Consider the following 25334-nt stretch of genomic DNA (forward strand, 5'->3'; position numbering starts at 1 on the left):
CGCCTAAACCCCATGCACATGTCCCGCGCTTTCCAGTCCGCCGCCTATCCCGCCCTTCGCCTGCGCCGCACGCGTGCTTCCGCGTGGAGCCGTTCGCTGCATGCCGAGCATCGCATCGGGCCGCAGGATTTCATCTGGCCCCTGTTCGTCACGGAAGGTTCGGGCGTCGAGGAGCCGATCTCCAGCCTGCCCGGCGTATCCCGCTGGTCGGTGGACGGCATCGTCGCCCGCGCGAAGGAAGCGCGCGACGCAGGCATCCCCTGCCTCGCCCTCTTCCCAAATACGCAGGCGGACCGGCGCAGCGATGACGGCAGGGAAGCGCTCAATCCTGACAATCTGATGTGCCGCGCCATCCGGGCGATCAAGGATGCCGTGCCCGACATCGGTATCCTGACCGATGTCGCGCTCGACCCCTACACCGTCCACGGGCAGGACGGGCTGCTCGACGATAGCGGCTATGTCGTCAACGACGCGACGGTGGAGGTGCTGATCGGCCAGTCGCTCAATCAGGCGGCGGCGGGCGCGGACATCATCGCGCCCAGCGACATGATGGACGGCCGCGTCGGCGCGATCCGCGCCGCACTGGAGCAGGACGGCCATCATAATGTGCAGATCATGGCCTATGCCGCCAAATATGCGAGCGCCTTTTACGGCCCGTTCCGCGACGCCGTGGGGTCGCGCGGGCTGCTGAAAGGCGACAAGAAGAATTACCAGATGGACCCGGCCAACGGCGCGGAGGCGCTGCGGGAAGTCGCGCTCGACCTAGCCGAAGGCGCGGACAGCGTGATGGTGAAGCCGGGCCTGCCTTATCTCGACATCGTTGCGCGGGTGAAGGACGCCTTCGACGTGCCCGTGTTCGCCTATCAGGTGTCGGGCGAATATGCGATGATCGAGGCGTCCGCAGCGGCGGGCGCCGGCGACCGCGACGCGCTGGTCCTGGAAACGCTGATGGCGTTCAAGCGGGCGGGATGTTCGGGCGTGCTCACCTATCACGCACTGCATGCGGCGCGCCTGATAAACGGATGAGCGATACGATTATAGAAACGCCCCGGCTGCTGCTGCGCGGATGGCGGGAGGCGGACGTCGAACCGTGGCAGGCCATGTGCTCCGACCCGGAAGTCATGCGCCACCTCGGACCGCCGATGACGATGGATGAAGCCCAAGCCTATGTCGCGCGCATGCAAGCTATGCAGGCCGATCATGGCCATTGCTTCTGGGCGCTGGAGCATCGCAGCACCAGCACCTTCCTCGGTTTCTGCGGCGTGAAGCCCGGAGCCGCCGGAACGCCCATAGTCGACAGGGTGGAGATTGGCTGGCGCATGGCGCGTCCCTGGTGGGGCGCGGGCTATGCGCGGGAGGCGGCGCAGGCGAGCATTGATTGGGTGTGGGCCAATCTGGACGCGCAAAGCATCTGGGCGATCACAACGCACGACAATAGGCGCAGCCGTGGCCTGATGACCCGTCTGGGCATGGCCCGTCGCGAGGATTTGGACTTTGAGCATCAGGCGCTGGCGGAGAATGATCCGCTGCGCCCACATGTCACCTATGAAATAGAGCGCCCTGCTTGACCGGAACGGCGGGATCGCTCCGGCTACGGTTCGTCGCCACCATCTGCGCGGGGTCCTTCCTGCTGTTTCTTGTCCAGCCGATGATCGCCCGCATGGCGCTGCCGCGCCTTGGCGGCGCGCCGACCGTCTGGAACTCGGCGATGGTAGTGTATCAGGCGCTGCTGCTTGGCGGTTACGCCTATGCCCACTGGCTCGGCCGCCTCGCGCCCCGCCGCCAGATGCAGGCGCATCTGGCCCTGTTCGCGCTTGCCGCGCTGATGCTGCCCATCGGCCTTGCCGCAGGCAATCCGCCGCCACAGGCCAGCCCGGTCCTGTGGGTGCCCTGGCTGCTGGCCATATCCATCGGCCCGCTATTCTTCATGGTCGCCGCGCAGGCCCCGTTGATGCAGCGTTGGTATGTGCTGTCGGGTGGCGGCGATCCCTACCCCCTTTACGCAGCATCCAATCTGGGCAGCTTTGCCGGTCTCATCGCTTATCCACTGCTGGTCGAGCCGTTGCTTCCCGCCTCTGGGCAAAGCCTGTTGTGGAGCGGCGGCTATATCCTGCTTCTGCTGCTCGTCGCCGTCTGCGGACTGCGCCTGCCGCGTTCCGCCGCCGCGCCCGAAACGCAGTCGGACACGCCCGCGCCCGACTGGCGGACGATCCTGCACTGGATCATCCTTGCCGCCGTTCCGTCCGGCCTGATGTTGTCCACCACGCTGCACATCACCACGGACATCGTGGCGATGCCGCTGCTGTGGGTATTGCCGCTCGGCCTCTACATCCTTTCCTTCACCGTCGCCTTTTCCGCGCGCCGGACATGGGCGAACGGCATCACCATGGTTGCGCCTTTGGTGTTGCTGATGGGCGCATGCACGGCCTTTTCGGATTCGACGTCGGTGCCGATACTGGTCGGCGCGGCGGTCATCCTGGTGCTGTTCGTGGTCTCGATCGCGCTGCACAGCGCGCTGTTCGATGCGCGGCCCGACGCCGCGCACCTCACGGCCTTCTACCTCGCCATGTCGGTGGGCGGTGTGGTGGGCGGCATATTCTGCGCCATCTTCGCTCCGCTGATCTTTGACTGGACCTATGAATATCCGATCCTGCTGGCCGCCGCCGCGCTGCTGCTGAAAGGGGAACCGCTGTTCGTCTGGAGCCGCCTGCTGTGGGAGGACCCGCGCCGCAACGTCTGGCTAACGGCGATATTGCTGATCGTCAGCCTGTTGGCGTCACTGATCGGCGGCGGCATCCTGTTCTCCAGTCCCGGCTCCGCCGCAAAGGCCGCCTCCTTCACCCTGATCATCGCCCTCGCCATCGCGAGCATCGGCAACCGCATCCTCTATGCCGCATGCGCCGCCTATCTGATGCTGTGCCTTGGCGGATGGGAAAAACTCGCGCTCTCGCAGGCCGAGGGCATCATGACCCGCAGCTATTTCGGGGTCTACGCCATCCGCGACAACAAGGATGGCACGCGCCTGCTGGTCCATGGCACCACTGTCCATGGCATCCAGATCCGCAAGCCCGGCATGGAGCGCACCACCACCAGCTATTACGCGCCGCAATCGGGCGTCGGCCTTGCGCTGGGCGCTGCGCCGCAATTGTTCGGCCCGGCGGCCAGGATCGGCGTCGTCGGCCTCGGATCGGGGACGCTCGCCTGCTATGCCCGCCCCGGCCAGCGCTGGCGCTTCTATGAGATCGACCCGGCGATCGAGCGCATCGCCCGCGACCCGCGATCCTTCACCTTCCTGTCGCGCTGCATGCCCCAGCCGGACATCGCGATCGGCGACGCCCGGCTGGTCCTCGCCGCCGAGCCGCAGGACCAGGCCGACCTGCTCGCCATCGACGCCTTCTCCTCCGACTCCGTGCCCATGCACCTGCTGACGCGGGAAGCGTTCGCGCTCTACGCCCGGCATCTGAAACCGGGCGGACTGCTGCTCGTCCATATCTCGAACCGCTATCTGGACCTGAAGCCGATCGTCGCGGCGGCGGCGCGCGATGGCGGATGGGCGACCGCGGCGCGCCTTTACACGCCCGACCGGCGGGACGACCGCTATCATTATTCCATGTCCGCCTGGATCGCCCTGTCCCGCGATCCCCGGAGCCTGAAGCGCCTGACCGCGTTAACCGGGCAGGCGCTGTGGATACCGCTTGAAACCCGGCCCGGCATTTCCGCCTGGACCGACGATTATGGCAGCATCCTGCCGATCCTTAAACTATAAGACGATGCAAGGAGCTATCATGGAAAACGATCACCCCGGCGCATCGATCATCAGCTTTGGCGGCCATACGCCGCGCATCGACCCCAGCGCCTTCATCGCGCCGGGCTGCAGGATCATCGGCGATGTGGAGATCGGGCCGGACGCCAGCATCTGGTATAATTGCGTCATCCGCGCGGATGTGAACCGCATCCGCATCGGCGCGCGCACGAATATTCAGGACGGCACCATCATCCATTGCGACAGCGACAAGGACGGCAGCGGCGGTTTCCCCACGATCATCGGCGAGGATGTGCTGATCGGTCATATCGCGATGATCCACGGCTGCACATTGATGGACCGGGCCTTTGTCGGCCTTGGCGCGATCGTCATGGACGGTTGCGTGGTGGAGGGGGACGCGATGCTCGCGGCGGGCGCAATGCTGACCCCCGGAAAGACCCTGCCCCACCGCCAGCTCTGGTCCGGCCGCCCCGCCAAATATATGCGCGACCTGCCCGATATCGCTGTGGCGGGCATGCGCGCGGGCGTCGACCATTATGTCCATAATGCGAAGGCGCACAAAGGCGCGGTCAGGGCGATGGAGGAGCATTGATCGCAGCGCGCCCGAAGCTGCCCGTCCGGATTACATCGTAGGCAGCAGCGCCTTGAGCTTGTCCAGCCGGTCATTCTGGGAATCGACGATCGCCAGCACGTCACGGCGGACCATTTCTATCGTGTCCTGCCCCTCCGCCGACTGGCCGTCGGCTATCGCATTGACCTTCTGCGAATAGAGGGTGTCGAGGCCCGCCAGGGCGGACACGCTGTCGTTGCGGGCGGATTCCAGGCCGCTGATCGCCGTCTGCGCCGCCACCCATGCCTCGCTCGACACGGCCGATGTCGATGCCGTGCGGGCGCGGCGCTCCGCGTCGGGATAGGCTTTGTCGAACGCCGCCGACCCCGCCTGCGCCTGCATTTCCAGCTTCGACACCTCCGAATCCAGTGCCGGATCGGACATGGGGGCGGACGGCAGTGTCGGAGCGGGGGCGTTCGCGACAGGCCCGCCGCCTTCGATCGGCCGTTTCGCCAGCGAAGGATAGGACCCGCCCGGCGCCGGCGTGCATCCGGCCAGCAACAGCGCGAGGGAGGGGAGAAGCGGCCGCAGGTTCATTGGCGGCATCTAGGCATGGGGAGAGGCCGATGCAATGGGCCGATCCGCCATGTTGGCATGCCGCGGCGAAAAGGCTAGGCGCAACAGGCATGCTTGCAACCATCATCACCATATTGCCGGTCTTTCTGATCATCGCGGCGGGCTATGGCGCGGCGAAGCTGGGCGTGATCGGCGACGGCGCGTCACGCGCGCTCAACCGGTATGTCATCTGGCTGGCGCTGCCCTGCCTGATGTTCGAGGTCGTCGCGACGACCGACTGGCGTCATCTGTGGGACCCTGGGTTCGTGACGGTCTCGATAACCGGCAGCCTCGCCGTGTTCCTGCTCGGCCTTGTCGTCGGCCGGATGCGGGGCCTCAGCCTGCAGGACATGGCGGTGGACGGCCTCAACGCCAGCTATTCCAATTCCGCCTATATCGGCTTTCCGCTGCTGCTGCTGGTGCTGGGACCGGAAAGCCGCCCCTTCGTCGCCATCGCCGCCACGCTGACGCTGGTCGTGCTGTTCGCCAGCGGCGTCATCCTGATCGAACTGGCGCGCAGCCACGGACATGGCATTGGCCGCGCCCTGCTGTTCGCGCTGATCGGCGTGATGAAGAATCCGGTGCTGGTGTCGCCGCTGCTGGGGCTGTTCTGGTGGCTGGGCGGCATACCGCTGCCCCATCCGGCGGAAAGCTTCTTCACGATGCTGGGCGGTTCGGCCAGTCCGGCGGCGCTGGCCGCCATCGGCATGTTCCTGGCGGAGCGGCCGATCCTGGAATCGATGACGAATCGATTCTCCCTCGCGCTGACCACGATCAAGCTCGCCATCCATCCCGCAGTGACCGCCTGGCTCGCCTGGCATGTTTTCATGCTGCCGCCGCGCGTGGCGGTGACGGCCATCGCGCTGGCCGCCCTCCCCACCGGCACCGGCCCGTTCATGATCGCGGAATTCTATGCGCGGGACGGAAAAGTGACGGCGGGCACGGTAATGATCAGCACGATGCTGTCGGTGCTGACGCTTGCGGCAATCCTTTCGCTGCTGCGGGTTTAGGCGAAAAACGGCCGCCGACTCAGGTTGACAGCACCGGGTGAATCCCTTAACGGGCCACGTTCCTGCGCGGGCACCCCTCTGGGTTCTTGCGCCAAGCAGTCTGGATTAAAGAGAAAAGCCATGTTCGCAATTGTGCGCACGGGCGGCAAGCAGTATCGCGTCGCCGCCGGAGACAAGATTGTCGTCGAGAAGCTCGCTGGCGAAGCCGGCGACAAGATCACCCTGGACGACGTCCTGCTCGCCGGCGAAGGCAGCGAGCTGAAGGATACGGCCGGTCTGACCGTCGCTGCCGAGATCATCGCGCAGGCGAAGGGCGAGAAGGTCATCGTTTTCAAGAAGCGCCGCCGGCACAATTATCGCCGCCGCAACGGCCACCGTCAGCGCCACACGATCCTGCGCATCGTCGCGATCGGCGCCGAGGAAAAGAAAAAGGCTGCTCCGAAGAAGGCAGCCGCTCCGGCCGACGACGCGGCGCCCGCCGCCACCGAAGCCTGATCGCATTCGAGGAGTTTGAGCAATGGCACATAAGAAAGCAGGCGGTTCCTCGCGCAACGGTCGCGATTCGGAATCGAAGCGCCTTGGCGTGAAGAAGTTCGGCGGTCAGGAAGTGATCGGCGGCAACATCATCATCCGCCAGCGCGGCACCCGCGTCTATCCGGGCCGCAATGTCGGCATCGGCAAGGACCACACGCTGTTCGCGCTGACCGAAGGCCGCGTGGTGTTCCACGACGGCAAGCTCGGCCGCAAATATGTATCGGTGGACATGCCGGCGAAAGCCGCGGAATAACCGGACGATCTTTTAGGGGGTCGTCTGTAGAGGCGATCCCAGATGGGACCGGGAAACCGGCCCGATCGAACAGAGGGAAACGGGACGCCTCAGCCAAGAGGTTGTCCCGTTTCTCTTTTTTTGTTTCCCTCGCCCGGCGGGCCGGAACAACCGCCCATCGCAAGCGTCACGCATGCGGGGCCAATCCGGACCATAATGTCGCCAAGCCGTCATCATCATGCGGCAAAGGCGGCGCACATAATCGAGAGGAGGCGAATGTATGTTCGCTCGCACATCAAGACTTCTGCTCCGTCCGGGCTGGCTGGAGGATTCGCAGGCTCTGGCGCAGGCGCTGGGCGACGAATCCGTTGTCCGCAACCTTGCCCGCGTGCCCTGGCCCTATGGTGAGCGGGATGCGCTGGCGTGGCTGACCCGCGACCGCGACCCGAACCTGCCCGACTTCCTGATCTTCTCGCGCACGCTCGGCGCGCCGCGCCTCGTCGGCGGCTGCGGCATCGGGCGTGATGCGGAGGGCGGGCTGAAGCTCGGCTACTGGATCGCCCGGCCCTATTGGGGCCTCGGTTTCGCGACGGAGGCGGCGCGCGGCGTCATGCGCATTGCGCGGGCGACGGGCCTCTCCGGCATCACCGCCGGGCATTTCCTGGACAATCCCGCGTCCGGCAATGTGCTGCGCAAGATCGGCTTCCGGCCCACCGGCCAGATTCTGACCCGCTACAGCATCGGCCGCGCCGCGGACGTCGCCTGCGCGATCTTCGAACAGGGCGAGGAGGAGGACATGCCACGCAACCTGCACCTCGACCTCTATTCGGACGCGCGGCCGCTGGCGGCTTAGAGCGCCCTGCGTTGAACGAATATCACCGTTCAGGCTGAGCTTGTCGAAGCCTTGTCCTTCCTTTCAACAAGGCAAGGAAAGGCAGCCCTTCGACAAGCTCAGGGCGAACGGAGGTTTGGAGAGGCCGCCCGCTCCAGCACGATCACCACCTTTCCGCCCAGTTCGGCGCGGCCGATCTCCGCATAGCCCGCCTTCTCCGCCACGCGCAGCGATGCGGCATTGTCCGGCTCGATGATGCAGCGCGTAACCTGCGCCCTTAGCACGGAGTCCGCCCAGCCCGTCACCGCCGCGGCAAATTCCGTCGCCAGTCCGCGCCCACCGGCCTCCGGCACCAGCGCCCATCCAATCTCCGGCGCGCCGTCGAGCAGCTTTATGCCCCGCCGCCCGTCCATCAGGCCGCCGTCGCCCAGATAGGCCCCGGTCTCCCGATCCTCGATCGCCCAGAAGCCATAACCCAGCAGCGCCCACATGCCGGCATAGCGCAGCAGGCGGAACCATACGGTCTGCGCATCCTGCACATGGCCGCCGATGAAACGCACCGTCCGGGGATCGCCCCATAGCGCCTGCATGTCCTGAAAATCATCCGCGCGGTGCGGCCGCAGCCGCAGCCGCCCTGTCTCGATAACGGGAATCTCGTTCATGGCCCCCGTCATGAAACGCCGCAGGATATGTTGCAATGGATCGCGAAAATACGGCAATGGTTTAACTTGTGCGGGAATGGGGCTAAGGGCCGCCGATGCATTTTCTCGACCAGGCAAAAATCTTCATCAAATCGGGTACCGGCGGCCCCGGCGCCGTCGCGTTCCGGCGCGAAAAGTTCATCGAATATGGCGGCCCGGACGGCGGCGACGGCGGCAAGGGCGGCGACATCATCTTCGTGGCGGTCGAGGGTCTGAACACCCTGATCGACTTCCGCTATACCCAGCATTTCAAGGCGGAGCGCGGCCATGGCGGCGCGGGCAAGAACCGCACGGGCGCTGGCGGCAAGGATCTGGTCATCAAGGTCCCCATCGGCACCCAGATCATTTCCGATCCCGAAGATGGCGAGGAAGGCGAAATCCTGGCCGATTTCCTGGAGGCGGGCAAGGAAGTCGTATTCTTGCGCGGCGGCGACGGCGGCCGCGGCAATCTCAGCTACAAGACCAGCACCAACCGCGCCCCACGCCAGCACGGCACCGGCTGGCCGGGCGAGGAGATGTGGGTCTGGCTGCGGCTGAAGCTGCTCGCCGATGTCGGTCTTGTCGGCCTGCCCAATGCTGGCAAGTCCACCTTCATCAATCAGGTGACCAATACCAAGGCGAAAGTCGGCGATTATCCCTTCACCACCACCAAGCCGCAACTGGGCGTCGTCAGCCACAAGGGCCGCGAGTTTGTGCTGGCCGACATCCCCGGCCTGATCGAAGGCGCGGCGGAGGGCGCAGGAATTGGCGACCGCTTCCTTGGCCATATCGAGCGGTGCCGCGTCCTGCTGCACCTGATCGACGCCAATGGCAACGATCCTGTCGAGGCATGGCGCATCGTTCAGGACGAGCTGTCGGCCTACGGCGCGGGGCTGGATGAAAAGCCGCAGATCATCGCGATCAACAAGGGCGACCTGCTGGGCGAGGAACTGATGGAGGACATCGCCGCACAGCTCCGCGAAGCCGGGGCGGAGGACATTCACATTATCTCCGGCGCGACCGGCGAGGGCGTGTCCGAACTGCTCGACGTGATCATTCCCGTCCTTGGCGACCGGGCGCGCGAGGCAAGGGCCGATGGGGACGAAGGGGATGAGGGGGAAGCGGACACATGGTCGCCGATCTGACCGAGACCCTGGCCGGATTCCCGCCCGCCCTCTGCCGCCGCATCGTCGTAAAGATCGGGTCCGCCCTGCTGGTCGATCCGTCCGGCGCGGTGCGCGACCATTGGCTGCGCACGGTCGCCGCCGACATCGCCGCGCGCAGGGCGGAAGGACAGCAGATCGTCATCGTCTCGTCCGGCGCGATCGCGCTCGGCGCGCGCCGGCTTGGCCTGCCGAAAGGCGGACGCGGCAGCCTGGAGGATGCGCAGGCGTCCGCCGCCGTGGGTCAGATCGCCCTGTCGCAGACATGGGCCACCGTGCTTGGCGAGCGCGACCTGACCGCCGCGCAAATGCTGGTGACGCTCGACGACCTGGAAAATCGCCGCCGCTATCTCAACGCCTCCGCCACGCTCGAACGGCTGCTGTCGCTCGGCATCGTGCCGGTGGTGAATGAGAATGACAGCGTCGCCACCGCCGAAATCCGCTTCGGCGACAATGACCGTCTCGCCGCCCGCATCGGGCAGGCGGCGCGGGCTGACGCGGTTGTGCTGCTATCTGACGTGGACGGGCTTTACACGGCCAATCCGCAGGTCGATGCCAGCGCGATGTTGGTAGAGAGGGTGGAGCGGATCGATTCCGCGATAGAGGCGATGGCGGACGGCGGTTCGGGATCAGGCATGGGGTCGGGGGGCATGCTCTCCAAGATTGAGGCGGCGAAGATCGCGACGGGCGCTGGTGCGCACCTCGCCATCATCACCGGTCACCGGGATTCGCCGCTGTCGGCATGGGCCAGCGAAGGGCGCGGCACGATATTCCAGGCGGCGGCGGGCAAGCGCGCGCGCAAGACATGGCTTGCCGGGCGGCTGACCACGCGCGGCCGGATCACCGTCGACGCTGGCGCGGCGGGCGCATTGGCGCGCGGCAACAGCCTGCTTCCCGCAGGCGTCAGGGACGTTTCCGGCATATTCGTACGCGGCGATGTCATCGACATATTGGCCGAGGACGGACGCACCATCGCGCGCGGCCTGTCCGAATATGATTCTGAGGATGCGGTGAAGATCGCCGGTCGCCGCAGCGAGGAGATTGCGGCGATCCTTGGCGAAGTCTCCCGCTCAGTCCTCGTCCACCGCGACCATATGGTCATGCTTTGAAAGTGACCGGGATGCGGATTGCCATGACCGGCGCGACGGGATTCGTCGGCGCCGCCACGCTTGACCTTGCTTTGTCGCGCGGCTTCACCGTCAACGCCCTCACCCGCCGTCCGCAGCCTGCGCGCAAGGGCGTGACGTGGATAGCGGGCGCGCTGGGCGATGCGGACAGTCTGGACCGGCTGGTCGCGGACGCCGACGCCGTGCTGCACATTGCGGGCGTAGTGAACGCGCATAACCGGCAGGGTTTCATCGACGGCAACGTCAAGGGCACGATGTTCCTGGTCGACGCCATCCGTCGCGGCGCCGTCCGCCGCATGGTGCATGTCTCCTCGCTCGCCGCGCGGGAGCCGGAGCTGTCGAGCTATGGCTGGTCGAAGGAGCTTGCCGAACGGCATGTGATGGCCGGTGGCCTCGACTGGACCATCGTCCGCCCGCCGGCCATTTACGGCCCCGGCGATCAGGAAATGCTGGAGCTGTTCCGCATGGCCTCGCGCGGGCTGATGGTCTTGCCGCCCGATGGCAGGCTGTCGGTGATCGAGGTGCATGACCTCGCCCATCTCCTCCTCGCCTTGTGCGAGGACCGGTCGGACAGCGTCGCCCAAATTTATGAGGTCGATGACGGCACGCCCGGCGGGTGGAGCCATGCCGATTTCGGCAGGGCCGTCGGCAAGGCTGTCGGCCGCGAGGATGTCCGCACGCTCGCCGCGCCGCGCTGGCTGCTCAACACCGCCGCGCGCGCGGACGGCCTGTTCCGTGGGAAGGGCGCAAAGCTCACGACCGACCGGGTCAGCTACTTCTGTCATCCCGATTGGGTCTCCAATCCGTCCATGCGCGTGCCGCCCGCCATCTGGCAGCCGGTGGTGGGCATGCCCGCAGGCCTCTCCAACACAGTGAAGGCCTATCGCGCAAAGGGGTGGCTGAAGGCCGCAAGCTGACCCCCGCGCCATCGCCTGGCCGGACACAGTGGGGCTACACGGGCACATTAGGGCTAGAAGCTGCCCGATTGCGGCCTTATTCGCTTGCCAAAGCATATGCCGCAGGAGCAGACACCACGGCCTGTTTTCGCCGCACTACCCATCGGGACATGATAATGACGGATCGCCAGAACATATTCGACAGCGTCACGGCGCAGATCGCCCCCTTCAACAAGAAGGAGATCGCGCTTACCGAAACCACGACTTTTGCGGGCGACCTGGAGTGGGACAGCCTGACCGTCATGGATTTCGTCGCCGCGATCGAGGATGAGTTCGACATCATCATCACCATGAACATGCAGGCGGAGATCGAGACGGTGGGCCAGCTCGTCGATGCAGTCGCCAAGCTTAAGACCACTTGAATGAATTAACCACCGTTCGTCCTGAGTAGCCGCTGAGCTTGTCGAAGCGGCGTATCGAAGGACCGGAACTGAGCGCGAATGCTTCGATACGAGCCTTCGACTTCGCTCAGTCTCTACTCAGCACGAACGGGTTAAGGGATGTGAGAATGACCGAAGCCGCCGCCACCGCCCATAATGCCCGCACCCCCGCCGAAGTGCTGGATGCGCGCGACCTGTTCTCCAAATTCGATCCGCTGATCGCCGAGCGCGAAGCGCTGCTGGCGACTGGCGTGCGCGATCCCTTCGCCATCGTCATGGACGAGGTGAAGTCGCCGACGCAGGCGGTCATCAAGGGCAAGGACACCATCCTGCTCGGCACCTATAATTATATGGGCATGACCTTCGACCCGGATGTCGTCGCCGCGGGCAAGAAGGCGCTGGATGAATTCGGCGCGGGCACCACCGGCAGCCGCGTCCTCAACGGCACCTATCAGGGGCATAAGGAAGTCGAGGACGCGCTCAAGGAATTTTACGGCACCTCGTCGGCCATGGTGTTCTCCACCGGCTATCAAGCCAATCTGGGCATGATCTCCACCCTGGCGGGCAAGGGCGATTATGTCATTCTGGACGCCGACAGCCACGCCTCCATCTATGACGGCTGCTTCCTGGGCGATGCGGAGATCGTCCGTTTCCGCCACAACAGCGTCGAGGATCTGGACAAGCGCCTCGGCCGCCTGCCCGCCGACGCGCTGAAGCTGGTGGTGCTGGAGGGCGTCTATTCGATGCTCGGCGACGTCGCCCCGCTGCCCGACATGGTGGCCGCCGTCCGCAAGCACGCCAACTGCATGATTTTGGTCGATGAAGCGCATGGCATGGGCTTCTTCGGTCCCAACGGACGCGGCGTCTATGAGGAGCAGGGCGTAGAAAAAGATGTCGACTTCATCGTTGGCACCTTCTCCAAGTCGGTCGGCACGGTCGGCGGCTTCTGCGTGTCGAACCATCCGAAGTTTGAGGTGATGCGCCTCGTCTGCCGTCCCTATGTGTTCACCGCCTCGCTGCCGCCCAGCGTCGTCGCCACCGCCGCGACGTCGATCCGCAAGCTGATGCATGCGGGCGAGAAGCGCGCGCATCTGTGGAAGAACAGCCAGCGTCTGCACAAGGGGCTGACCGATCTCGGCTTCACGCTCGGCACGAAAACGCCGCAGTCCGCGATCATCGCCGTGATCCTGACGGACCAGATGCAGGCCGTCGCCATCTGGCAGGCGCTGCTGGAACTGGGCCTCTATGTGAACATGGCGCGGCCCCCGGCCACGCCAGCCGGCACATTCCTGCTGCGCTGCTCGCTTTGTGCGGAGCATTCGGACGAGCAAGTAACTCAAATCATTGGCATGTTCGAGGCGGCGGGCAAGGCGGTCGGCGCCATCGCCTGATCGTTACGCTGGCGGCGAATTGACTCTCGCCAGGGACGGAATGAAGGCTCTCCTTTCCCCGCGCGGCATTCTGGATTAGATTGCAAGCAGATGGACAGGTTTTCGATCTTCGGCGATGAGGAGATTCCGGCATGGCTGGAAAGTCTTCAGCGCGCCCTGCCCTTCCTTCTCGGCATCCCGCTCATACTCGCGCTTGGCGCTCTGCTCTATATTGCGAGCACCGCGTCGAGCGAGCGCGACCAGGCGCTCAACCGGCAACGCCACAGCTATGAGGTGATCACCCTCGCCCGCCGTCTCGACGGATCGATGGCGAAGGCGGAAAGCAGCCTCGCCCGTTATGTCATCAGCCTTGATCCCGACACCGGACGCCTGTTCCAGTCGCAATGGCGCGGGGCCGGGGCGGAGCTGGATGCTCTGGCCTTCTCCACCCGCGATGATGAACATCAAAGGACGCTCGTCCGCCATTTGCGCATCGCTTATGCGGATCGCGGCAAGACGCTGAGCGAAATCGGCCTGCGCACCACCTATGATCAGCGGATGGGCGCGCTCGCCCAATTCCATGACGCGGGCCGCGCGGAAAATCTGCAGCGCATCAACAGCCTGCTCCGCGACGTGATCAATACCGAAAACGCCCGGCTGCGGGAGCGCAACGCCGCCGTCAGCCAGTCGAACAACCGCAATGAAAATCTCGCTTACACCTACCGGCTTGTCGGCCTGGTGCTGGTTGTGGGCGGCCTGTTTGCGGCATGGGCGGCGAATGCGGCGCTGAACGATCGCCGTTTCGCCCGGCGTCTCGCCGATTCCGAAGCGCAGCGGGCATGGGGGCTGGAGGCGGCCGTCGCCGCGCGCACCGCGGAGCTTCAGGACGCCAACCGCATGCTGCATCAGGAGGCGCTGGACCGCGCCGCCGCCGAGGAAAGCCTGCGCCAGATGCAGAAGATGGAGGCGGTGGGCCAGTTGACCGGCGGCATCGCGCACGACTTCAACAATATGCTGGCGGTGGTCGTCGGCGGGCTGGAACTGGCCCGGCGCAAGCTGCGCGAAGAACCGGCGGATGCGGAACGGCATATCGACAATGCGATGGAGGGCGCCAATCGCGCCTCCGCCCTGACCCGCCGCCTGCTCGCCTTCGCCCGGTCCGAACCGCTGCTGCCCTCGGCCGTCAGCGCGGACAAACTGATCACTGGCATGGTCGACCTGATCGACCGCACGATCGGCGACCAGATCCGCGTCGAACTGCATAAGGATGCGGGCGGCTGGGCGATCTTCGTCGACCGCCACCAGATGGAAAACGCCATCCTCAACCTGTGCGTCAACGCGCGCGATGCAATGGAGGGGCGCGGCGTCCTCACCATCTCGACCAGCCGCGCGACATTGACCGAAGGCGAGATCGGGGAGTGTCCGGAGGGCGACTATGTGCTGCTCTCCGTTGGCGATTCCGGCTGCGGCATGACGCCCGAAGTGCTGGCCCGCGTGTTCGAACCCTTCTTCACCACCAAGCCGATCGGCAAGGGCACCGGCCTTGGCCTGTCCCAGATTTTCGGTTTCGTGCGCCAGTGTCAGGGCGAGATTCGCATATTGTCGCAGCCCGGCCAGGGCACGCAGGTTCAGCTATTCCTGCCCCGCCGCATCGTGGAGGGAGAGGGCAGCGCGCCCGTCACCCTGTCGCCCGCCGAAGCGGAAACCACGGATCAACCGCCGACCCGCATCCTGGTGGTGGAGGATGATCCCCGCGTGCTGGCGCAGACCATCGATGCGCTGGCGGAACTGGGCCATCTGCCCATCGGCTGCGACCATCCCGCCAACGCCGCGGGCATGCTGGCCAAGCATCGCGACATCGGCCTTGTCATTACCGACGTGCTGATGCCGGAAATGACCGGGCCGGAAATGGTGCGGCAATGGGCCGACGAGTTTCAGCATCTGCCCGTCCTGTTCGTCACCGGCTATGCCGGCGATGTCGAGGACAGCGCGATGTTCCGGGGGCATCCGGTACTGCGCAAACCCTTCACCCTGGGCGGCCTGTCCGCCGCCATCAGTCAGGCGATCACCGGATCGCACCGCTCCGAAACAGCCGCGGCAGCAGAGTGATCGCACCCGCCAGCGGCCAGCGCCGCTGCCAGGGCTGGATGACGATCTTCGTCCCGGCGTGCCGGTTGATCTTCCAGGCGAGATAATCGATCCCCCCCGCGAAGGTGAAGCTGGCCTTGATGAGGCGCAGGACCACCGTTCGCTTCCCGCGCCGCTGCATTCTCCGCCATCCGGCGCGCGCGCCCTCGCGCGCTTCGCTTGAAGCAGCGCCGGGCGACTGTCCCGCGACCTCTCTGGCGGCCACGCCAAACCGGCGATAACGCTCCGGATCGGCATCGACAATCGACCCCGGTCGCGCAGCCCGTTCAGCGCGCAGTTCAGCGCCATAGGTCAGGGCGAAACCGGATCGCCAAACCGCCAGCGGATCAGCCTCAGCTTCGCCCGGCTCCATCGCCGGTTCCGTCAGCGCCACCAATGTCGGCGCGGCCTGCGCGACGGCGGCCTGCGCCATTGTCCGCGCGCGTTCGTCCGCCGCCCATATCAGGCGGCTGGGTTGCGCGAACCGCGCCCATACCGAGGGATCGGGCGCACTGACGCTGCACAACCGCGCGAAATCCGCTTCGCTCAGCACCGCATATTTGGAGATCAGCCCTTCATGCTCGAAGGGAAAGACATTGGGCGGGATCAGCCGGTTTGCGCTGGCCAGCCAGCGCTTTCCGTAGGCCGCGCGATAGTCCGATACGATCAGGTAGAAATCGAGCATAAGCCCGTCGAGATTCTTCTCGCGCAGGCACGACCCGTAAAACAGCACCGCCCGCGCCGCACCGGGATATTGCGCCGCCAGCGCAGCCGCCATGGCGGCTGCGCGCGGATCGGCGGGTTCGGCAAGTTCGGCTGCGACGAGGGTTTGGATTGAAATTGCCACTGCCCCTCCACCGTTCGGGCTGAGCTTGTCGAAGCCCTGCACTTTCTTGAAGAAAAAGACAGCCCTTCGACAAGCTCAGGGCGAACGGAAAAGAAGATGATCGCTTATGCCGCCAACCGCAAAAACGGCACCGGCGTCGTCGACCGCAGCACGATGGGATAGCCCTCATTCGCCTCGAACAGTTCGCCGTCCAGGATCACGCTGCTGCGGTCGCCCTCGATGCGGATGGTGTCGCCCTGTTCCAGATGGATGCCCTGCATGCGCCGCGTACCGAACCGGCCGGACAGGATAGCAAAGACGGCGCGGAACAGCGCCGGTCCATTCTGGTCGACGGCCATCAGCTTCATGCTGCCCCGCGCCTCCTCGGTCGTTCGCGCGCCGAGCAGAAGCCGTTCCAGCGTCGTCACGATCAGCACCGTGAAGCGCCCGGCAAGCTGCCCCTCGCGGATCAGCGAGATCGACACCGGCCGGGTCGCGGGCGGCATATATTTGCCCCGGATGCCGAACAGCAGCGACAGCACCACGGCAATCGCCGTCAGCACATGGCTGACCGTATTGGACAGGCCCAGCGGGTAAATCTTGTTGCGGCAATAGAGGATATAATCGGCCAGGCCCGCCCCGCCCAGGAACATGCCCAGCACCGGGCGGCTTCCCGCCTGCCCGTCGGTCAGCGCGATCAGTTCGCGCGCCACCACATGCTTGTCGAGGCCGGTCTTGGCGATATCGACGATCCGCTCCAGCGCCTTGATCGGATCGCCATGAATGCCCAGGTCCAGCGCGATCAGATTGGTCTTGCCGTTGGGCAGCACTGCGATCGGCGGCACCTTGTCGGTGAAATGTTCGCCCTGATACAGTTCGGTCAGCGCCGCCTGCACCGTGCCGTCGCCGCCATTGATGACGATGACGGACGGTTCGACGCGGGCGATGGTCTGCAGCGCCCGGCCGATCTGGTCGACATGCTCCACCTCATAATGGAAGATGTCGGGATTATTGGCGCAGAATGTGCGGACGCGCGGCAGCGACTGCCGGTTGCCGGTTGACTTGGGATTGGACAGGAGCGCCACGCAGACCATATTCTTGCCGCAATCCTCCCGTCAGGCGCCGATGGGCTTGAAGCTCAAGCCCTGCACATAGTTGAGTACGACCTTGACCTCCGCCGTCGATCCGCCGACCGAGAATTTGGTCTTGTTGAGGTCGGGCTTCCGCTTGAAGGCGAGGTCCATCAGGCTCATCTGCGGATTGCCGGAAAAGCCGCCGCCGTCGCTCTTGCTGCTGCCCTCGCCCTTGCCCTCGACATAATGGCGGACATAGAGCGCGTAATTGCCCGGCTTCGGCACGGATACGCAGACATTCATCGCGCCCGCCTTCGTCACCGGCAGCTCGATTCGCTCGACATACTGCTTTTTCTCAAGGAACGTCTTGGGATTGGCTTCGTATAGCTGGACACGCAGCAGGCCGGATCGCGACTTGAATCCCTCGACATGGACCAGCACGGCCGACCCATTGCTCTCGCAAGCCTCAGCCTGCGGGCCAAGCGCCGCTGCGCCAGCGACCGCAGGCGCGCCAGCCAGCACGAACGCCGCAGAAGCTGCGAGCGCCGCCAGTTTCGGCAGACCTGGAAAATTCGACATGACCAACACTCTCCTGGAAGCTATAGCCCGCCCGGCATGGCGTTTTTCCACACCGGCGCGAGCGAGCCCCTGTTCGCCCCGTGCTGTTGATATGGAAGGGGTTTGCGGCCAAAACATGGTGATGGGACGACCACATATTGAAATTCCTGACCGCCACTGACCGCTACATCGCCCGGCTGATCGCCGTTCCCCTCATCGGTACGCTGGTGATCTCCGCCATGCTGCTGGTGCTGGACAAGATGCTGCGCCTGTTCGATTTCGTCGCGGCGGAGGGCGGCCCGGTCAGCGTCGTGTGGCGCATGCTGGCCAACATGCTGCCGGAATATCTCTCGCTCGGCATTCCGATCGGCCTGATGCTGGGCATATTGCTGGCCTTCCGCAAGCTGGCCCTGTCGTCGGAACTGGACGTGTTCCGCGCCGTCGGCCTGTCCTACGGCCGCCTGCTGCGCGTGCCCTATATGTACGCCATCGCCCTGGCGCTGGTGAATCTCGCTATCGTGGGCTTCGTCCAGCCCTATGCCCGCTATGCCTATGAAGGGTTGCGCTTCGAACTGCGGTCGGGCGCGCTGGGCGCATCGATCAAGGTCGGCGAGTTCACGAATCTGGGCAAGAAGATGACGATGCGGATCGAACAGAGCCGCGATGCCGGCCGCAATCTTCAGGGCATTTTTGTGCGCGCCAATGGCAAGGACGGGCAGACGCTGGCCGTCACCGCCGCGCAGGGCACCTTCCTTGCGACCGACGATCCGGACACGATCATCTTCCGCCTGCACAATGGCGTGCTGGTCCATGACGATCCCAAATATAAGACGCCCCGCATCCTCAGCTTCTCCAGCCACGACCTGCCCATCGACCTGCCGCAGATCGAGAATTTCCGCGGCCGCGGCGATGCCGACCGGGAACTGACGATCCCGGAACTGGTGCGCGTGGGCAAGGCGCCGGAATCCAGCCCCGCCCTGCGCGCGGAGGTCCGCGCCAATTTCCATTTCCGGCTGGTGGAGGTGGCGATGATGCTGCTGCTGCCGCTCGCCGCGCTCGCCTTCGCCATCCCGCCCAAGCGGTCGACATCGGCGCTGGGCGTGTTCCTCTCGATCGTGTTCATCGTGACCTATCACAAGATCAACGAATATGGCGAAGCCGTGGGCGCGCTGGGCCGGATCAATCCGATCTTCGCCCTGTGGGTGCCCTTCTGCGCCGTCGCCGCACTGATCCTGTGGATGTATCATGTGGTCGCCCACCGGCCGGGCGGCCAGCCGATCGGCGCGCTGGAATATGCCTTCGCCAAGATCGGCGGACGGGTCGCCAAATTCTTCCGCTTCGGCCGCAAGCCGGCGCAGGCGGCCTAGGGGGGCGGATAAGGCATGCAGCTTCAATTCTTCCCCTCCCGGACGATGGCCCTCTATATGGGCCGCCTGTTCCTGACGCGCAGCTTCGCCGTGCTGGCGCTGCTCGTCATCGTGCTCCAGACGCTCGACCTGCTGGGGGAATCGGGCAATATCCTGGCCTATAAGGGCAATGGCGACGCGCAGCTCTGGCACTATATCTTCCTGCGCGCGCCGCAGATCATCGCGCGCTTCCTGCCTTTCGCGGTGCTGCTGGGCACGCTGATCACGCTGGCGACGCTGAACCAGAATAGCGAGGTGATCGCGATGAAGGCGGCAGGCCTGTCCGCGCACCAGATTCTCGCGCCGCTGATCGTCGTCGCCATCGGCATTGCGGGGATCAGCTTCGTCTTCAACGACCGCATCGTCTCCCCTTCGACCGCCGCGCTCGATGCCTGGTCCAATGTCGATTACGGGCCGATCCCCACCGACAGCGGCGTCAAGACCAACGCCTGGGTGCGCGACGGCAACAACCTGATCAACGCCGGGATCATCGCCGGGCGCGGCAAGGCGACCCAGTTGCGCAAGATCGTGATCTTCAACCGGGTCGACAATACGCTGATCAGCATCATCCAGGCCCCCCGCGCCCATTTCGACGCGCAGGCGGGCAAGGGCTGGGTGCTGCAGGACGCGCAGCAATTCGATGTGACGCGCGGCACCGGCAAGGCGATCGGCACCATCCGCTTCGGCCCGGAAATCCGCCCCGACCAGTTCACTCTGGCGAAGGTCGACGCCGACGGCCTGACCGCCAATGAACTGGGCATGGCCATTGCCGACCTCAAGGATGCGGGCCGTCCCACCGCCGCGCTGGAGGGCAGCCTGTGGCACAAATTCTCCGGCCCGCTTTCCGCCGTGCTGATGCCGCTTCTGGGGTCCGTCGCCGCCTTCGGCCTGGCGCGGTCCGGCCGGCTGTTCATCCGCGCCGTCATCGGTATGGCGCTGGGCTTCACTTATTTCGTGGCGGACAATTTCGCGCTGGCGATGGGCAATCTGGGCGCATATCCGCCCTTCATGGCCGCCTGGGCGCCGTTCCTGCTGTTCCTTCTCGTCGGCGAAACCGTGCTGATCCGCACAGAGGAATAGAAGACGGAATAGGGAACGCCCTTTCTTTTCCCCGGAAAGAAACTAGAGCCGTCGAACGCTTCAGCGCGAACCGGGAGGCCCCATGTCCGTTACAGTCACGCCCGTAGCCGGAAAGGCCGACCTGAAGGCCTTTGTGGACCTGCCCTGGACGATCTACGCCAATGATCCCAACTGGGTCGCGCCGCTCAAGAGCGAAGTCTACGGCCTGCTGACGCCGGGCAAGAACCCCTTTTTCGAACATGCCGAGGCGCAATATTTCCTGGCCCGGCGCGGCGCGGAAGTCACTGGCCGCATCTCCGCCCATATCGACCGTCTGGCGCTGACCATCACGCCGGAACAGGGCATGGGTCCGGGCACCGGCAATTTCGGCTTGTTCGAGGCGAAGGACGCCGAAACCGCCGCCGCCCTGCTGTCCACCGCCGAGGAATGGCTGCGCGGGAAGGGCATGACCCGCGTGCTTGGCCCGCTTTCGCTGTCCATCTGGGAGGAGCCGGGCCTGCTGATCGAGGGCCATGACCATCCGCCCACGGTCATGATGGGCCATAACAGCGCCGCCTATCAGCCGTGGATCGAATCCGCCGGCTATGCCCCCGTGAAGCAGCTCAAAACCTATGATCTCGACATCACCAAGGACTTCCCGCCGCTGATCCAGCGTATCGTCCAGTCGGGCGAGAAAAGCCCGCGGATCAACATCCGCAAGGTCGACAAGTCTCACTTCGACAAGGAGGCTGCGATCATCCTTGGCATCCTCAACGACGCCTGGGGCCGCAACTGGGGCTTCGTGCCGATCACTGACAGCGAAGTGGCCTTTACCGGCAAGAAGCTGAAACCCATCGTGTTTGAGGATCTGATCATGGTCGCCGAACTGGATGGCGAGCCTGTGGCCTTCATGATGACGCTGCCCGACCTCAATGAAGCCATCAAGCCGCTCAACGGTTCGCTGCTGCCCTTCGGCTGGGCGAAGCTGCTGCTATGGCTGCGCAAGCCCAAGGTCCGCACGATGCGCGTGCCGCTGATGGGCGTGGTCCAGCGGTTGCAATCCTCCCGCATGGCCAGCCAGCTCGCCTTCATGATGATCGAATATATCCGCCGCGCCGCCATTACCGACTATGGCGCGACCCGCGGCGAGATCGGCTGGGTGCTCGACGACAATCAGGGCATGAACGCCATCGCCGAGGCGATCGAGAGCCGGGTCAACAAAATCTATCAGGTCTACGACAAGACGCTGTAGGGGCCGTAGGGGCGCGTCCCCCGATCGTTACAGCGCCGCGTACTCCTGCGAAGGCAGGAGTCCAGGGCGGCTTGGCGCTTTGAGGCCCTGGGCTCCTGCTTTCGCAGGAGCACGCGTCCATCTAAACAGGTCAGGCCCCAGCGCCGCCACCCCTATGCCTCGCCCAGCCGAATCGACAGCCGGGTGATCCGCGAGCGATGGATGCGCCACTGCCCCTCCACGCAATGATAGGTCTCATGATAATGGCCGGTGCCGTGCAGGACCATTGTCCCGTCCTGCTCCCATATCTGGTCCTCCATCGCGATGACGCCGGTCGCCCGCGTGTCGCTCTCGATGCTGATCTCGTGGCAATGGCCATGATGCACGGTCGTCTTTGTGCCGATAACGGTGCTGATGAACTCGACCACTTCGTCGCCGCCTTCATACACCCAGTCATTGCTTTCCGCGGCCATGCCATCCGGCGCCTGGCCATCTATGCTCAATGACGGGCGGGCATCGAAAATCGCGTCGTCGCAAAAGACCGTGCGCAGATTGGCCCAGTCCTTCGTATCCATCAGGCGGAAATAGCGCGCCTTGAGCTGCTTGATCGCCTCTATGGCCAGAAGCTGATCGATCCTATCCATGCATGTCTCCTCTTTCTGACGTTATTAGGCCACCCGGAGCGGCCAGTAACTACCGGTTGTCAGAGGCGCGGGATCAGGCATCGAATGCGGGCATGGCCAGAGCCAGTCCATGATCCCGCACTGCGGATGGCCATCCTTCCGACATCTTCACAAATCCGTCCCTGTCTTTCGCATAAAGCGCCCGGATCGCGGCTTCATAGCCCGGCCGGTCGCCGGCCATCGCCGTCAGGAAATGATAGGCGGCATCCATCGCGGCGCGGGGCGAGGGCTGAGCGGTTCCTTCCTTGCGCGCCGCCTCGACCAGCTTGCGCAGCGTAACCGACGCCCCGCCCGGCTGCGCGCCCAGCCATTCCCAATGGCGCGGCAGCAAGGTCACCTCGCGCGCCTGCACGCCAAGCCGGGGCCTGCCCCGCCCGCGCGCCGGTTCACGCCCCGGCCCCCGCATGTCGATGTCCACCTGCCGCCCGGTCGCATCGTCAAAGACCAGGATCATCGGCGCATCGCCATCCATCGCGCGCATGGCGGCGCGTATCTCCGCCTCCTCGCCCGTCCCGATCCAATAATCGCCCGCAAAGGCCGTCAACGTGCGCGCCATGCCGAATCTCCTTCGGCCCGGCTATTATTACCCGGATTTTATTTCGTCAATATTGTCCGGGTATAATTATCGCAACTCGACCCACACCGGCGCATGGTCGCTGGCCTTTTCCCGGCCGCGAAATTCCTTGTCGACTTGCGCATCGACCAGCCGGTCGGCGGCGGGCGGGCTGAGCAGAAGATGGTCGATCCGAAACCCCGCATCACGCGGCCAGGCGTTCATCTGATAATCCCAATAGGTCCACACGCCCCCGGCCGGGTGACGGGAAAGCAGCGCGTCGGTCCACCCGTCGCCCAGAAACCGGCGATAGGCCGCCCGGCTTTCCGGCTGCATCAGCGCATCGCCGGCCATTGCCTTGACCGAATAGACGTCCTTGTCGCGTGGAATGACATTATAGTCGCCCGCCAGCACCGCCGGGACTTCCTCCGCCCAGATCTCCGCCGCCCGCGCGCGCAGCCGCTTCATCCAGCGCAGCTTGTAGTCGAACTTTGGCCCCGGCTGCGGATTGCCGTTGGGAAGGTAGATGCTGGCGATCCGCACGCCGTCCACCTCCGCCTCCAGATAGCGGCTATGCTCGTCCTCGGCTTCGCCCTCCAGCCCGCGCGCGACCTCCACCGGAACCTGCCCCCGCGCCAGGATGGCGACGCCGTTGAACCCCTTCTGCCCATGCCAGATCGCGCCATAGCCGGCCTCCTCGATATCCTTCACCGGGAAGGTCTCGTCGGACGTCTTGATCTCCTGCAGGCAGGCGACATCGGGCCGGGTCTCGCTCAGCCACTCGACAAGGCGAGGCAGCCGCGCCTTGATGCCGTTGATGTTGAACGTGGCGATACGCATGTGGTGGGGTCCTTGGGCGGCCGCAGGGCGAACGGATATCGGATCACTCTTTGGAGAAAGAGAGACAAGTGAGCAAGGTGATCACTTATTCTTCGACAGGCACTATCGAACACTCACCTGTTGCAGCATCATACAGAAGCTTCGCAAGGTCTGGCCCTTGGGCGGGATCGTCATTCTTGGCCCCAAGAGAAATCAGTATCTCGGCATTGCCATTTTCATGAAGAACAACAGCCGTGGAGACGTCATCGTTAACATGAGGCCACTCAGGACCGAAATGATGAGCAGACAAATTTTTGGCAGCTAATTCTTCTGCTAATATTGCGGCAGCCAAAAAGGCATCCGCGATCTTTTGCACAGCCTGCGCCTCACTTAAACCGGCGAGGGTAGGCACAGCCAAAGTGCTGTTCCCAACGGCGATAAGAAACTGACCAACCGCCTGCTGGGCCGTGACAGCTTTCGTGATGACATCAAGTGTTACTTGATCGGAATTCGGAAAAGCGGCTTGCCGTTCCATAGATGTCAAACGTCGAAATTGGCGTTTCGTGAATGAGACCAGCCTAGCAGTGGCTAATCCTGCAAGGGCGGTCACTGTACCTTGCGCTATCCACTTGGCCAAATCGTGTAGTGTGAATACGTCCAAAACAAGTCGGAGATACTCATTCGGCCCGGCAAGCAGAGGGCCAGGTTTGACTGCGACTTCACTTTCAGTAATCTCAGTCAGTAGCCGACTTGTCTGCGTTAGCGCATACATATTAGCGAGCGGACCGACTGCGATCGTGAGAGAGGGGGCTTCATGCTCCATCAAAATCACCTTCTTGGTGCATTCCTACATCGACAGCCGACCAGCTTTAAGCTGTGATCACGGCAACAACAACGACGCATCCCCATAACTATAAAACCGATACCCCGCCGCAATCGCGTGCGCATAGGCCGATTGCATCCGTTCCCGTCCCATCAGCGCGCTGACCAGCATGAACAGCGTCGACTTGGGCAGATGGAAATTCGTCATCAGCCCGTCGATCGCGCGGAAGCGGTATCCCGGCGTGATGAAAATCCGCGTCTCGCCTTCGAAGGGCGCGATCACGCCATCCTCGCCGGTCGCGCTTTCCAGCAGGCGCAGGCTGGTCGTGCCGACGGAAATCAGCCGCCCGCCCTTCGCCCGCACGGCGTTCAGCCGCGCCGCCGTCGCCGCGTCGATGCGGCCCCATTCCGCATGCATCCGGTGGTCGTCGGTGTCGTCCGCCTTCACTGGCAGGAACGTCCCCGCGCCGACATGCAGGGTCAGCGTCTCGGTCGCGATCCCCGCCGCCGCCAGCCGCTCCATCAGGCCCGGCGTGAAATGCAGCGCCGCCGTCGGCGCCGCCACTGCGCCATCCTCCCGCGCGAACAGAGTCTGATAATCCTCCCGGTCGCGTTCATCGGTCGGGCGCTTGCTGGCGATATAGGGGGGCAGCGGCATACGCCCCGCCCGCTCCAGCAGTATTTCGACCGGCTCCTCGCCCTCGAAGCTCAGGCTCACCCCGCCATCCTCGTCGCGCGGCCCGGCGATGGCGGTGACGCCCGCGCCGAATTCGATCCGGTCGCCGTCCCGCACCCGCTTGGCGTTGCGCAGAAACGCCTGCCACTGGCGCAGCCCCAGCCGCTTGTGCAGCGTCGCGCCGATCCGCGCCGCGCCGCGCATGCCCTCCAGTTGCGCCGGGATGACCCGCGTGTCGTTAAAGACCAGGCAGTCGCCCGCGCGCAGCGCATGGGGCAGATCGGCGACG

Annotated in this window: 27 protein-coding genes; 17 read left to right on the top strand and 10 right to left on the bottom strand. The window is 64.7% G+C overall.

Annotated elements, in window-relative coordinates; genetic code table 11:
- Positions 1-18 precede the first annotated feature (18 nt).
- From hemB to BHQ40_RS15045, 4 genes are read left to right on the top strand one after another with little or no spacing between them, the layout of a single operon-like run.
- Positions 19-1026 carry a porphobilinogen synthase gene (gene hemB, locus BHQ40_RS15030; RefSeq protein WP_070156694.1) on the top strand — a complete coding sequence of 336 codons (1008 nt, stop codon included), beginning with the start codon at positions 19-21 and terminating at the stop codon, positions 1024-1026.
- A complete protein-coding gene (locus BHQ40_RS15035; RefSeq protein ID WP_253183374.1) occupies positions 1023-1568 on the top strand; it encodes a GNAT family N-acetyltransferase in 546 nt (181 codons plus the stop codon). The genes hemB and BHQ40_RS15035 overlap by 4 nt, the downstream gene beginning before the upstream one ends.
- Positions 1565-3766 (top strand): fused MFS/spermidine synthase, encoded by a 2202-nt coding sequence (locus BHQ40_RS15040; protein WP_070156672.1) that lies wholly within the window; start codon positions 1565-1567, stop codon positions 3764-3766. Before BHQ40_RS15035 ends, BHQ40_RS15040 begins: the two co-directional genes overlap by 4 nt.
- A 19-nt stretch (positions 3767-3785) precedes the next feature.
- A complete protein-coding gene (locus BHQ40_RS15045) occupies positions 3786-4355 on the top strand; it encodes a gamma carbonic anhydrase family protein (RefSeq protein ID WP_083276953.1) in 570 nt (189 codons plus the stop codon).
- Positions 4356-4385: 30 nt separating this feature from the next.
- On the opposite strand, the gene BHQ40_RS15050 is transcribed toward BHQ40_RS15045, so the two are convergent.
- Positions 4386-4910, bottom strand: a complete 525-nt coding sequence (locus BHQ40_RS15050) for a hypothetical protein (RefSeq protein ID WP_070156696.1) — start codon at positions 4908-4910, stop codon at positions 4386-4388.
- Between the two features lie 89 nt (positions 4911-4999).
- On the opposite strand from BHQ40_RS15050, the gene BHQ40_RS15055 reads away from it, so the two are divergent.
- The 4 genes from BHQ40_RS15055 (at position 5000) to BHQ40_RS15070 (ending at position 7557) form a co-directional block, all read left to right on the top strand.
- Positions 5000-5938 (top strand): AEC family transporter, encoded by a 939-nt coding sequence (locus BHQ40_RS15055; protein ID WP_070156697.1) that lies wholly within the window; start codon positions 5000-5002, stop codon positions 5936-5938.
- Between the two features lie 120 nt (positions 5939-6058).
- A complete protein-coding gene (rplU, locus tag BHQ40_RS15060) occupies positions 6059-6433 on the top strand; it encodes a 50S ribosomal protein L21 (RefSeq protein WP_070156674.1) in 375 nt (124 codons plus the stop codon).
- 22 nt (positions 6434-6455) lie between these two features.
- Entirely contained in the window at positions 6456-6725 is a 270-nt protein-coding gene (gene rpmA, locus BHQ40_RS15065) for a 50S ribosomal protein L27 (protein WP_070156675.1), read from the top strand.
- A gap of 259 nt (positions 6726-6984) precedes the next feature.
- Positions 6985-7557, top strand: coding sequence for a GNAT family N-acetyltransferase (locus BHQ40_RS15070; protein WP_070156676.1), 573 nt, complete (start codon positions 6985-6987; stop codon positions 7555-7557).
- Between the two features lie 98 nt (positions 7558-7655).
- Here the strand turns inward: BHQ40_RS15070 and BHQ40_RS15075 are convergent, their stop codons facing one another.
- Complete coding sequence (locus BHQ40_RS15075) at positions 7656-8198, bottom strand: GNAT family N-acetyltransferase (protein WP_070156698.1); 543 nt, start codon at positions 8196-8198, stop codon at positions 7656-7658.
- Between the two features lie 95 nt (positions 8199-8293).
- On the opposite strand from BHQ40_RS15075, the gene obgE reads away from it, so the two are divergent.
- The 6 genes from obgE (at position 8294) to BHQ40_RS15105 (ending at position 15321) form a co-directional block, all read left to right on the top strand.
- Positions 8294-9361: a GTPase ObgE gene (gene obgE / locus BHQ40_RS15080; protein ID WP_070156677.1), complete on the top strand. Its 1068-nt coding sequence runs from the start codon at positions 8294-8296 to the stop codon at positions 9359-9361.
- Positions 9346-10488 (top strand): glutamate 5-kinase, encoded by a 1143-nt coding sequence (proB, locus tag BHQ40_RS15085; RefSeq protein WP_171905867.1) that lies wholly within the window; start codon positions 9346-9348, stop codon positions 10486-10488. Before obgE ends, proB begins: the two co-directional genes overlap by 16 nt.
- A 23-nt stretch (positions 10489-10511) precedes the next feature.
- Positions 10512-11423 (top strand): SDR family oxidoreductase, encoded by a 912-nt coding sequence (locus tag BHQ40_RS15090; protein ID WP_070156700.1) that lies wholly within the window; start codon positions 10512-10514, stop codon positions 11421-11423.
- A 155-nt stretch (positions 11424-11578) separates the two neighbouring features.
- Positions 11579-11824, top strand: a complete 246-nt coding sequence (locus BHQ40_RS15095; protein WP_070156678.1) for an acyl carrier protein — start codon at positions 11579-11581, stop codon at positions 11822-11824.
- Between the two features lie 146 nt (positions 11825-11970).
- Complete coding sequence (gene spt, locus BHQ40_RS15100; RefSeq protein WP_070156679.1) at positions 11971-13233, top strand: serine palmitoyltransferase; 1263 nt, start codon at positions 11971-11973, stop codon at positions 13231-13233.
- A gap of 90 nt (positions 13234-13323) precedes the next feature.
- Complete coding sequence (locus BHQ40_RS15105; protein ID WP_070156680.1) at positions 13324-15321, top strand: ATP-binding protein; 1998 nt, start codon at positions 13324-13326, stop codon at positions 15319-15321.
- Here the strand turns inward: BHQ40_RS15105 and BHQ40_RS15110 are convergent.
- The 3 genes from BHQ40_RS15110 to BHQ40_RS15120 all read right to left on the bottom strand — a co-directional run bounded on the left by BHQ40_RS15110 (position 15278) and on the right by BHQ40_RS15120 (position 17817).
- Entirely contained in the window at positions 15278-16186 is a 909-nt protein-coding gene (locus BHQ40_RS15110; RefSeq protein ID WP_070156681.1) for a hypothetical protein, read from the bottom strand. The two genes, BHQ40_RS15105 and BHQ40_RS15110, sit on opposite strands and share 44 nt — an antisense overlap.
- Before the next feature lie 104 nt (positions 16187-16290).
- Positions 16291-17259: a diacylglycerol/lipid kinase family protein gene (locus BHQ40_RS15115; protein ID WP_070156682.1), complete on the bottom strand. Its 969-nt coding sequence runs from the start codon at positions 17257-17259 to the stop codon at positions 16291-16293.
- A 21-nt stretch (positions 17260-17280) separates the two neighbouring features.
- Positions 17281-17817 (bottom strand): DUF2141 domain-containing protein, encoded by a 537-nt coding sequence (locus BHQ40_RS15120; RefSeq protein WP_139139318.1) that lies wholly within the window; start codon positions 17815-17817, stop codon positions 17281-17283.
- A gap of 137 nt (positions 17818-17954) precedes the next feature.
- Here BHQ40_RS15120 and lptF point away from each other — a divergent pair, with 137 nt between their 5' ends.
- From lptF to BHQ40_RS15135, 3 genes are all read left to right on the top strand, one after another.
- Positions 17955-19163: an LPS export ABC transporter permease LptF gene (lptF, locus tag BHQ40_RS15125; protein WP_070156683.1), complete on the top strand. Its 1209-nt coding sequence runs from the start codon at positions 17955-17957 to the stop codon at positions 19161-19163.
- A gap of 15 nt (positions 19164-19178) precedes the next feature.
- Complete coding sequence (lptG, locus tag BHQ40_RS15130; RefSeq protein WP_070156684.1) at positions 19179-20282, top strand: LPS export ABC transporter permease LptG; 1104 nt, start codon at positions 19179-19181, stop codon at positions 20280-20282.
- An 82-nt stretch (positions 20283-20364) separates the two neighbouring features.
- Positions 20365-21513, top strand: coding sequence for an N-acetyltransferase (locus BHQ40_RS15135; protein ID WP_070156685.1), 1149 nt, complete (start codon positions 20365-20367; stop codon positions 21511-21513).
- A 152-nt stretch (positions 21514-21665) separates the two neighbouring features.
- Here BHQ40_RS15135 and BHQ40_RS15140 read toward each other — a convergent pair whose 3' ends face one another.
- The 5 genes from BHQ40_RS15140 to queA form a co-directional block, all read right to left on the bottom strand.
- Positions 21666-22136 carry a nuclear transport factor 2 family protein gene (locus tag BHQ40_RS15140; protein ID WP_070156686.1) on the bottom strand — a complete coding sequence of 157 codons (471 nt, stop codon included), beginning with the start codon at positions 22134-22136 and terminating at the stop codon, positions 21666-21668.
- 73 nt (positions 22137-22209) lie between these two features.
- A complete protein-coding gene (locus BHQ40_RS15145; RefSeq protein ID WP_070156687.1) occupies positions 22210-22731 on the bottom strand; it encodes a DUF2239 family protein in 522 nt (173 codons plus the stop codon).
- 66 nt (positions 22732-22797) lie between these two features.
- Positions 22798-23568 carry an exodeoxyribonuclease III gene (xth, locus tag BHQ40_RS15150; protein WP_070156688.1) on the bottom strand — a complete coding sequence of 257 codons (771 nt, stop codon included), beginning with the start codon at positions 23566-23568 and terminating at the stop codon, positions 22798-22800.
- Between the two features lie 85 nt (positions 23569-23653).
- Positions 23654-24370: a hypothetical protein gene (locus BHQ40_RS15155; protein ID WP_070156689.1), complete on the bottom strand. Its 717-nt coding sequence runs from the start codon at positions 24368-24370 to the stop codon at positions 23654-23656.
- Positions 24371-24427: 57 nt separating this feature from the next.
- The coding region (gene queA / locus BHQ40_RS15160; RefSeq protein WP_070156690.1) for a tRNA preQ1(34) S-adenosylmethionine ribosyltransferase-isomerase QueA at positions 24428-25334 on the bottom strand (907 nt) is incomplete at its 5' end.

The organism is Sphingobium phenoxybenzoativorans, assembly GCF_001757355.1.
Lineage (GTDB): Bacteria > Pseudomonadota > Alphaproteobacteria > Sphingomonadales > Sphingomonadaceae > Sphingobium > Sphingobium phenoxybenzoativorans.

What these genes read in the sequence shown, in the direction of transcription:
- BHQ40_RS15145 (WP_070156687.1), bottom strand. Translation starts at nt 22,731, where the DNA reads ATGGCGCGCACGTTGACGGCCTTTGCGGGCGATTATTGGATCGGGACG.
- spt (WP_070156679.1), top strand. Translation starts at nt 11,971, where the DNA reads ATGACCGAAGCCGCCGCCACCGCCCATAATGCCCGCACCCCCGCCGAA.
- proB (WP_171905867.1), top strand. Translation starts at nt 9,346, where the DNA reads ATGGTCGCCGATCTGACCGAGACCCTGGCCGGATTCCCGCCCGCCCTC.
- BHQ40_RS15095 (WP_070156678.1), top strand. Translation starts at nt 11,579, where the DNA reads ATGACGGATCGCCAGAACATATTCGACAGCGTCACGGCGCAGATCGCC.
- BHQ40_RS15075 (WP_070156698.1), bottom strand. Translation starts at nt 8,198, where the DNA reads ATGAACGAGATTCCCGTTATCGAGACAGGGCGGCTGCGGCTGCGGCCG.
- BHQ40_RS15045 (WP_083276953.1), top strand. Translation starts at nt 3,786, where the DNA reads ATGGAAAACGATCACCCCGGCGCATCGATCATCAGCTTTGGCGGCCAT.
- xth (WP_070156688.1), bottom strand. Translation starts at nt 23,568, where the DNA reads ATGCGTATCGCCACGTTCAACATCAACGGCATCAAGGCGCGGCTGCCT.
- BHQ40_RS15155 (WP_070156689.1), bottom strand. Translation starts at nt 24,370, where the DNA reads ATGGAGCATGAAGCCCCCTCTCTCACGATCGCAGTCGGTCCGCTCGCT.
- rplU (WP_070156674.1), top strand. Translation starts at nt 6,059, where the DNA reads ATGTTCGCAATTGTGCGCACGGGCGGCAAGCAGTATCGCGTCGCCGCC.
- BHQ40_RS15050 (WP_070156696.1), bottom strand. Translation starts at nt 4,910, where the DNA reads ATGAACCTGCGGCCGCTTCTCCCCTCCCTCGCGCTGTTGCTGGCCGGA.
- BHQ40_RS15140 (WP_070156686.1), bottom strand. Translation starts at nt 22,136, where the DNA reads ATGGATAGGATCGATCAGCTTCTGGCCATAGAGGCGATCAAGCAGCTC.
- BHQ40_RS15070 (WP_070156676.1), top strand. Translation starts at nt 6,985, where the DNA reads ATGTTCGCTCGCACATCAAGACTTCTGCTCCGTCCGGGCTGGCTGGAG.
- BHQ40_RS15090 (WP_070156700.1), top strand. Translation starts at nt 10,512, where the DNA reads ATGACCGGCGCGACGGGATTCGTCGGCGCCGCCACGCTTGACCTTGCT.
- rpmA (WP_070156675.1), top strand. Translation starts at nt 6,456, where the DNA reads ATGGCACATAAGAAAGCAGGCGGTTCCTCGCGCAACGGTCGCGATTCG.
- BHQ40_RS15035 (WP_253183374.1), top strand. Translation starts at nt 1,023, where the DNA reads ATGAGCGATACGATTATAGAAACGCCCCGGCTGCTGCTGCGCGGATGG.
- BHQ40_RS15120 (WP_139139318.1), bottom strand. Translation starts at nt 17,817, where the DNA reads ATGTCGAATTTTCCAGGTCTGCCGAAACTGGCGGCGCTCGCAGCTTCT.
- BHQ40_RS15105 (WP_070156680.1), top strand. Translation starts at nt 13,324, where the DNA reads ATGGACAGGTTTTCGATCTTCGGCGATGAGGAGATTCCGGCATGGCTG.
- BHQ40_RS15115 (WP_070156682.1), bottom strand. Translation starts at nt 17,259, where the DNA reads ATGGTCTGCGTGGCGCTCCTGTCCAATCCCAAGTCAACCGGCAACCGG.
- BHQ40_RS15135 (WP_070156685.1), top strand. Translation starts at nt 20,365, where the DNA reads ATGTCCGTTACAGTCACGCCCGTAGCCGGAAAGGCCGACCTGAAGGCC.
- obgE (WP_070156677.1), top strand. Translation starts at nt 8,294, where the DNA reads ATGCATTTTCTCGACCAGGCAAAAATCTTCATCAAATCGGGTACCGGC.
- hemB (WP_070156694.1), top strand. Translation starts at nt 19, where the DNA reads ATGTCCCGCGCTTTCCAGTCCGCCGCCTATCCCGCCCTTCGCCTGCGC.
- lptG (WP_070156684.1), top strand. Translation starts at nt 19,179, where the DNA reads ATGCAGCTTCAATTCTTCCCCTCCCGGACGATGGCCCTCTATATGGGC.
- BHQ40_RS15055 (WP_070156697.1), top strand. Translation starts at nt 5,000, where the DNA reads ATGCTTGCAACCATCATCACCATATTGCCGGTCTTTCTGATCATCGCG.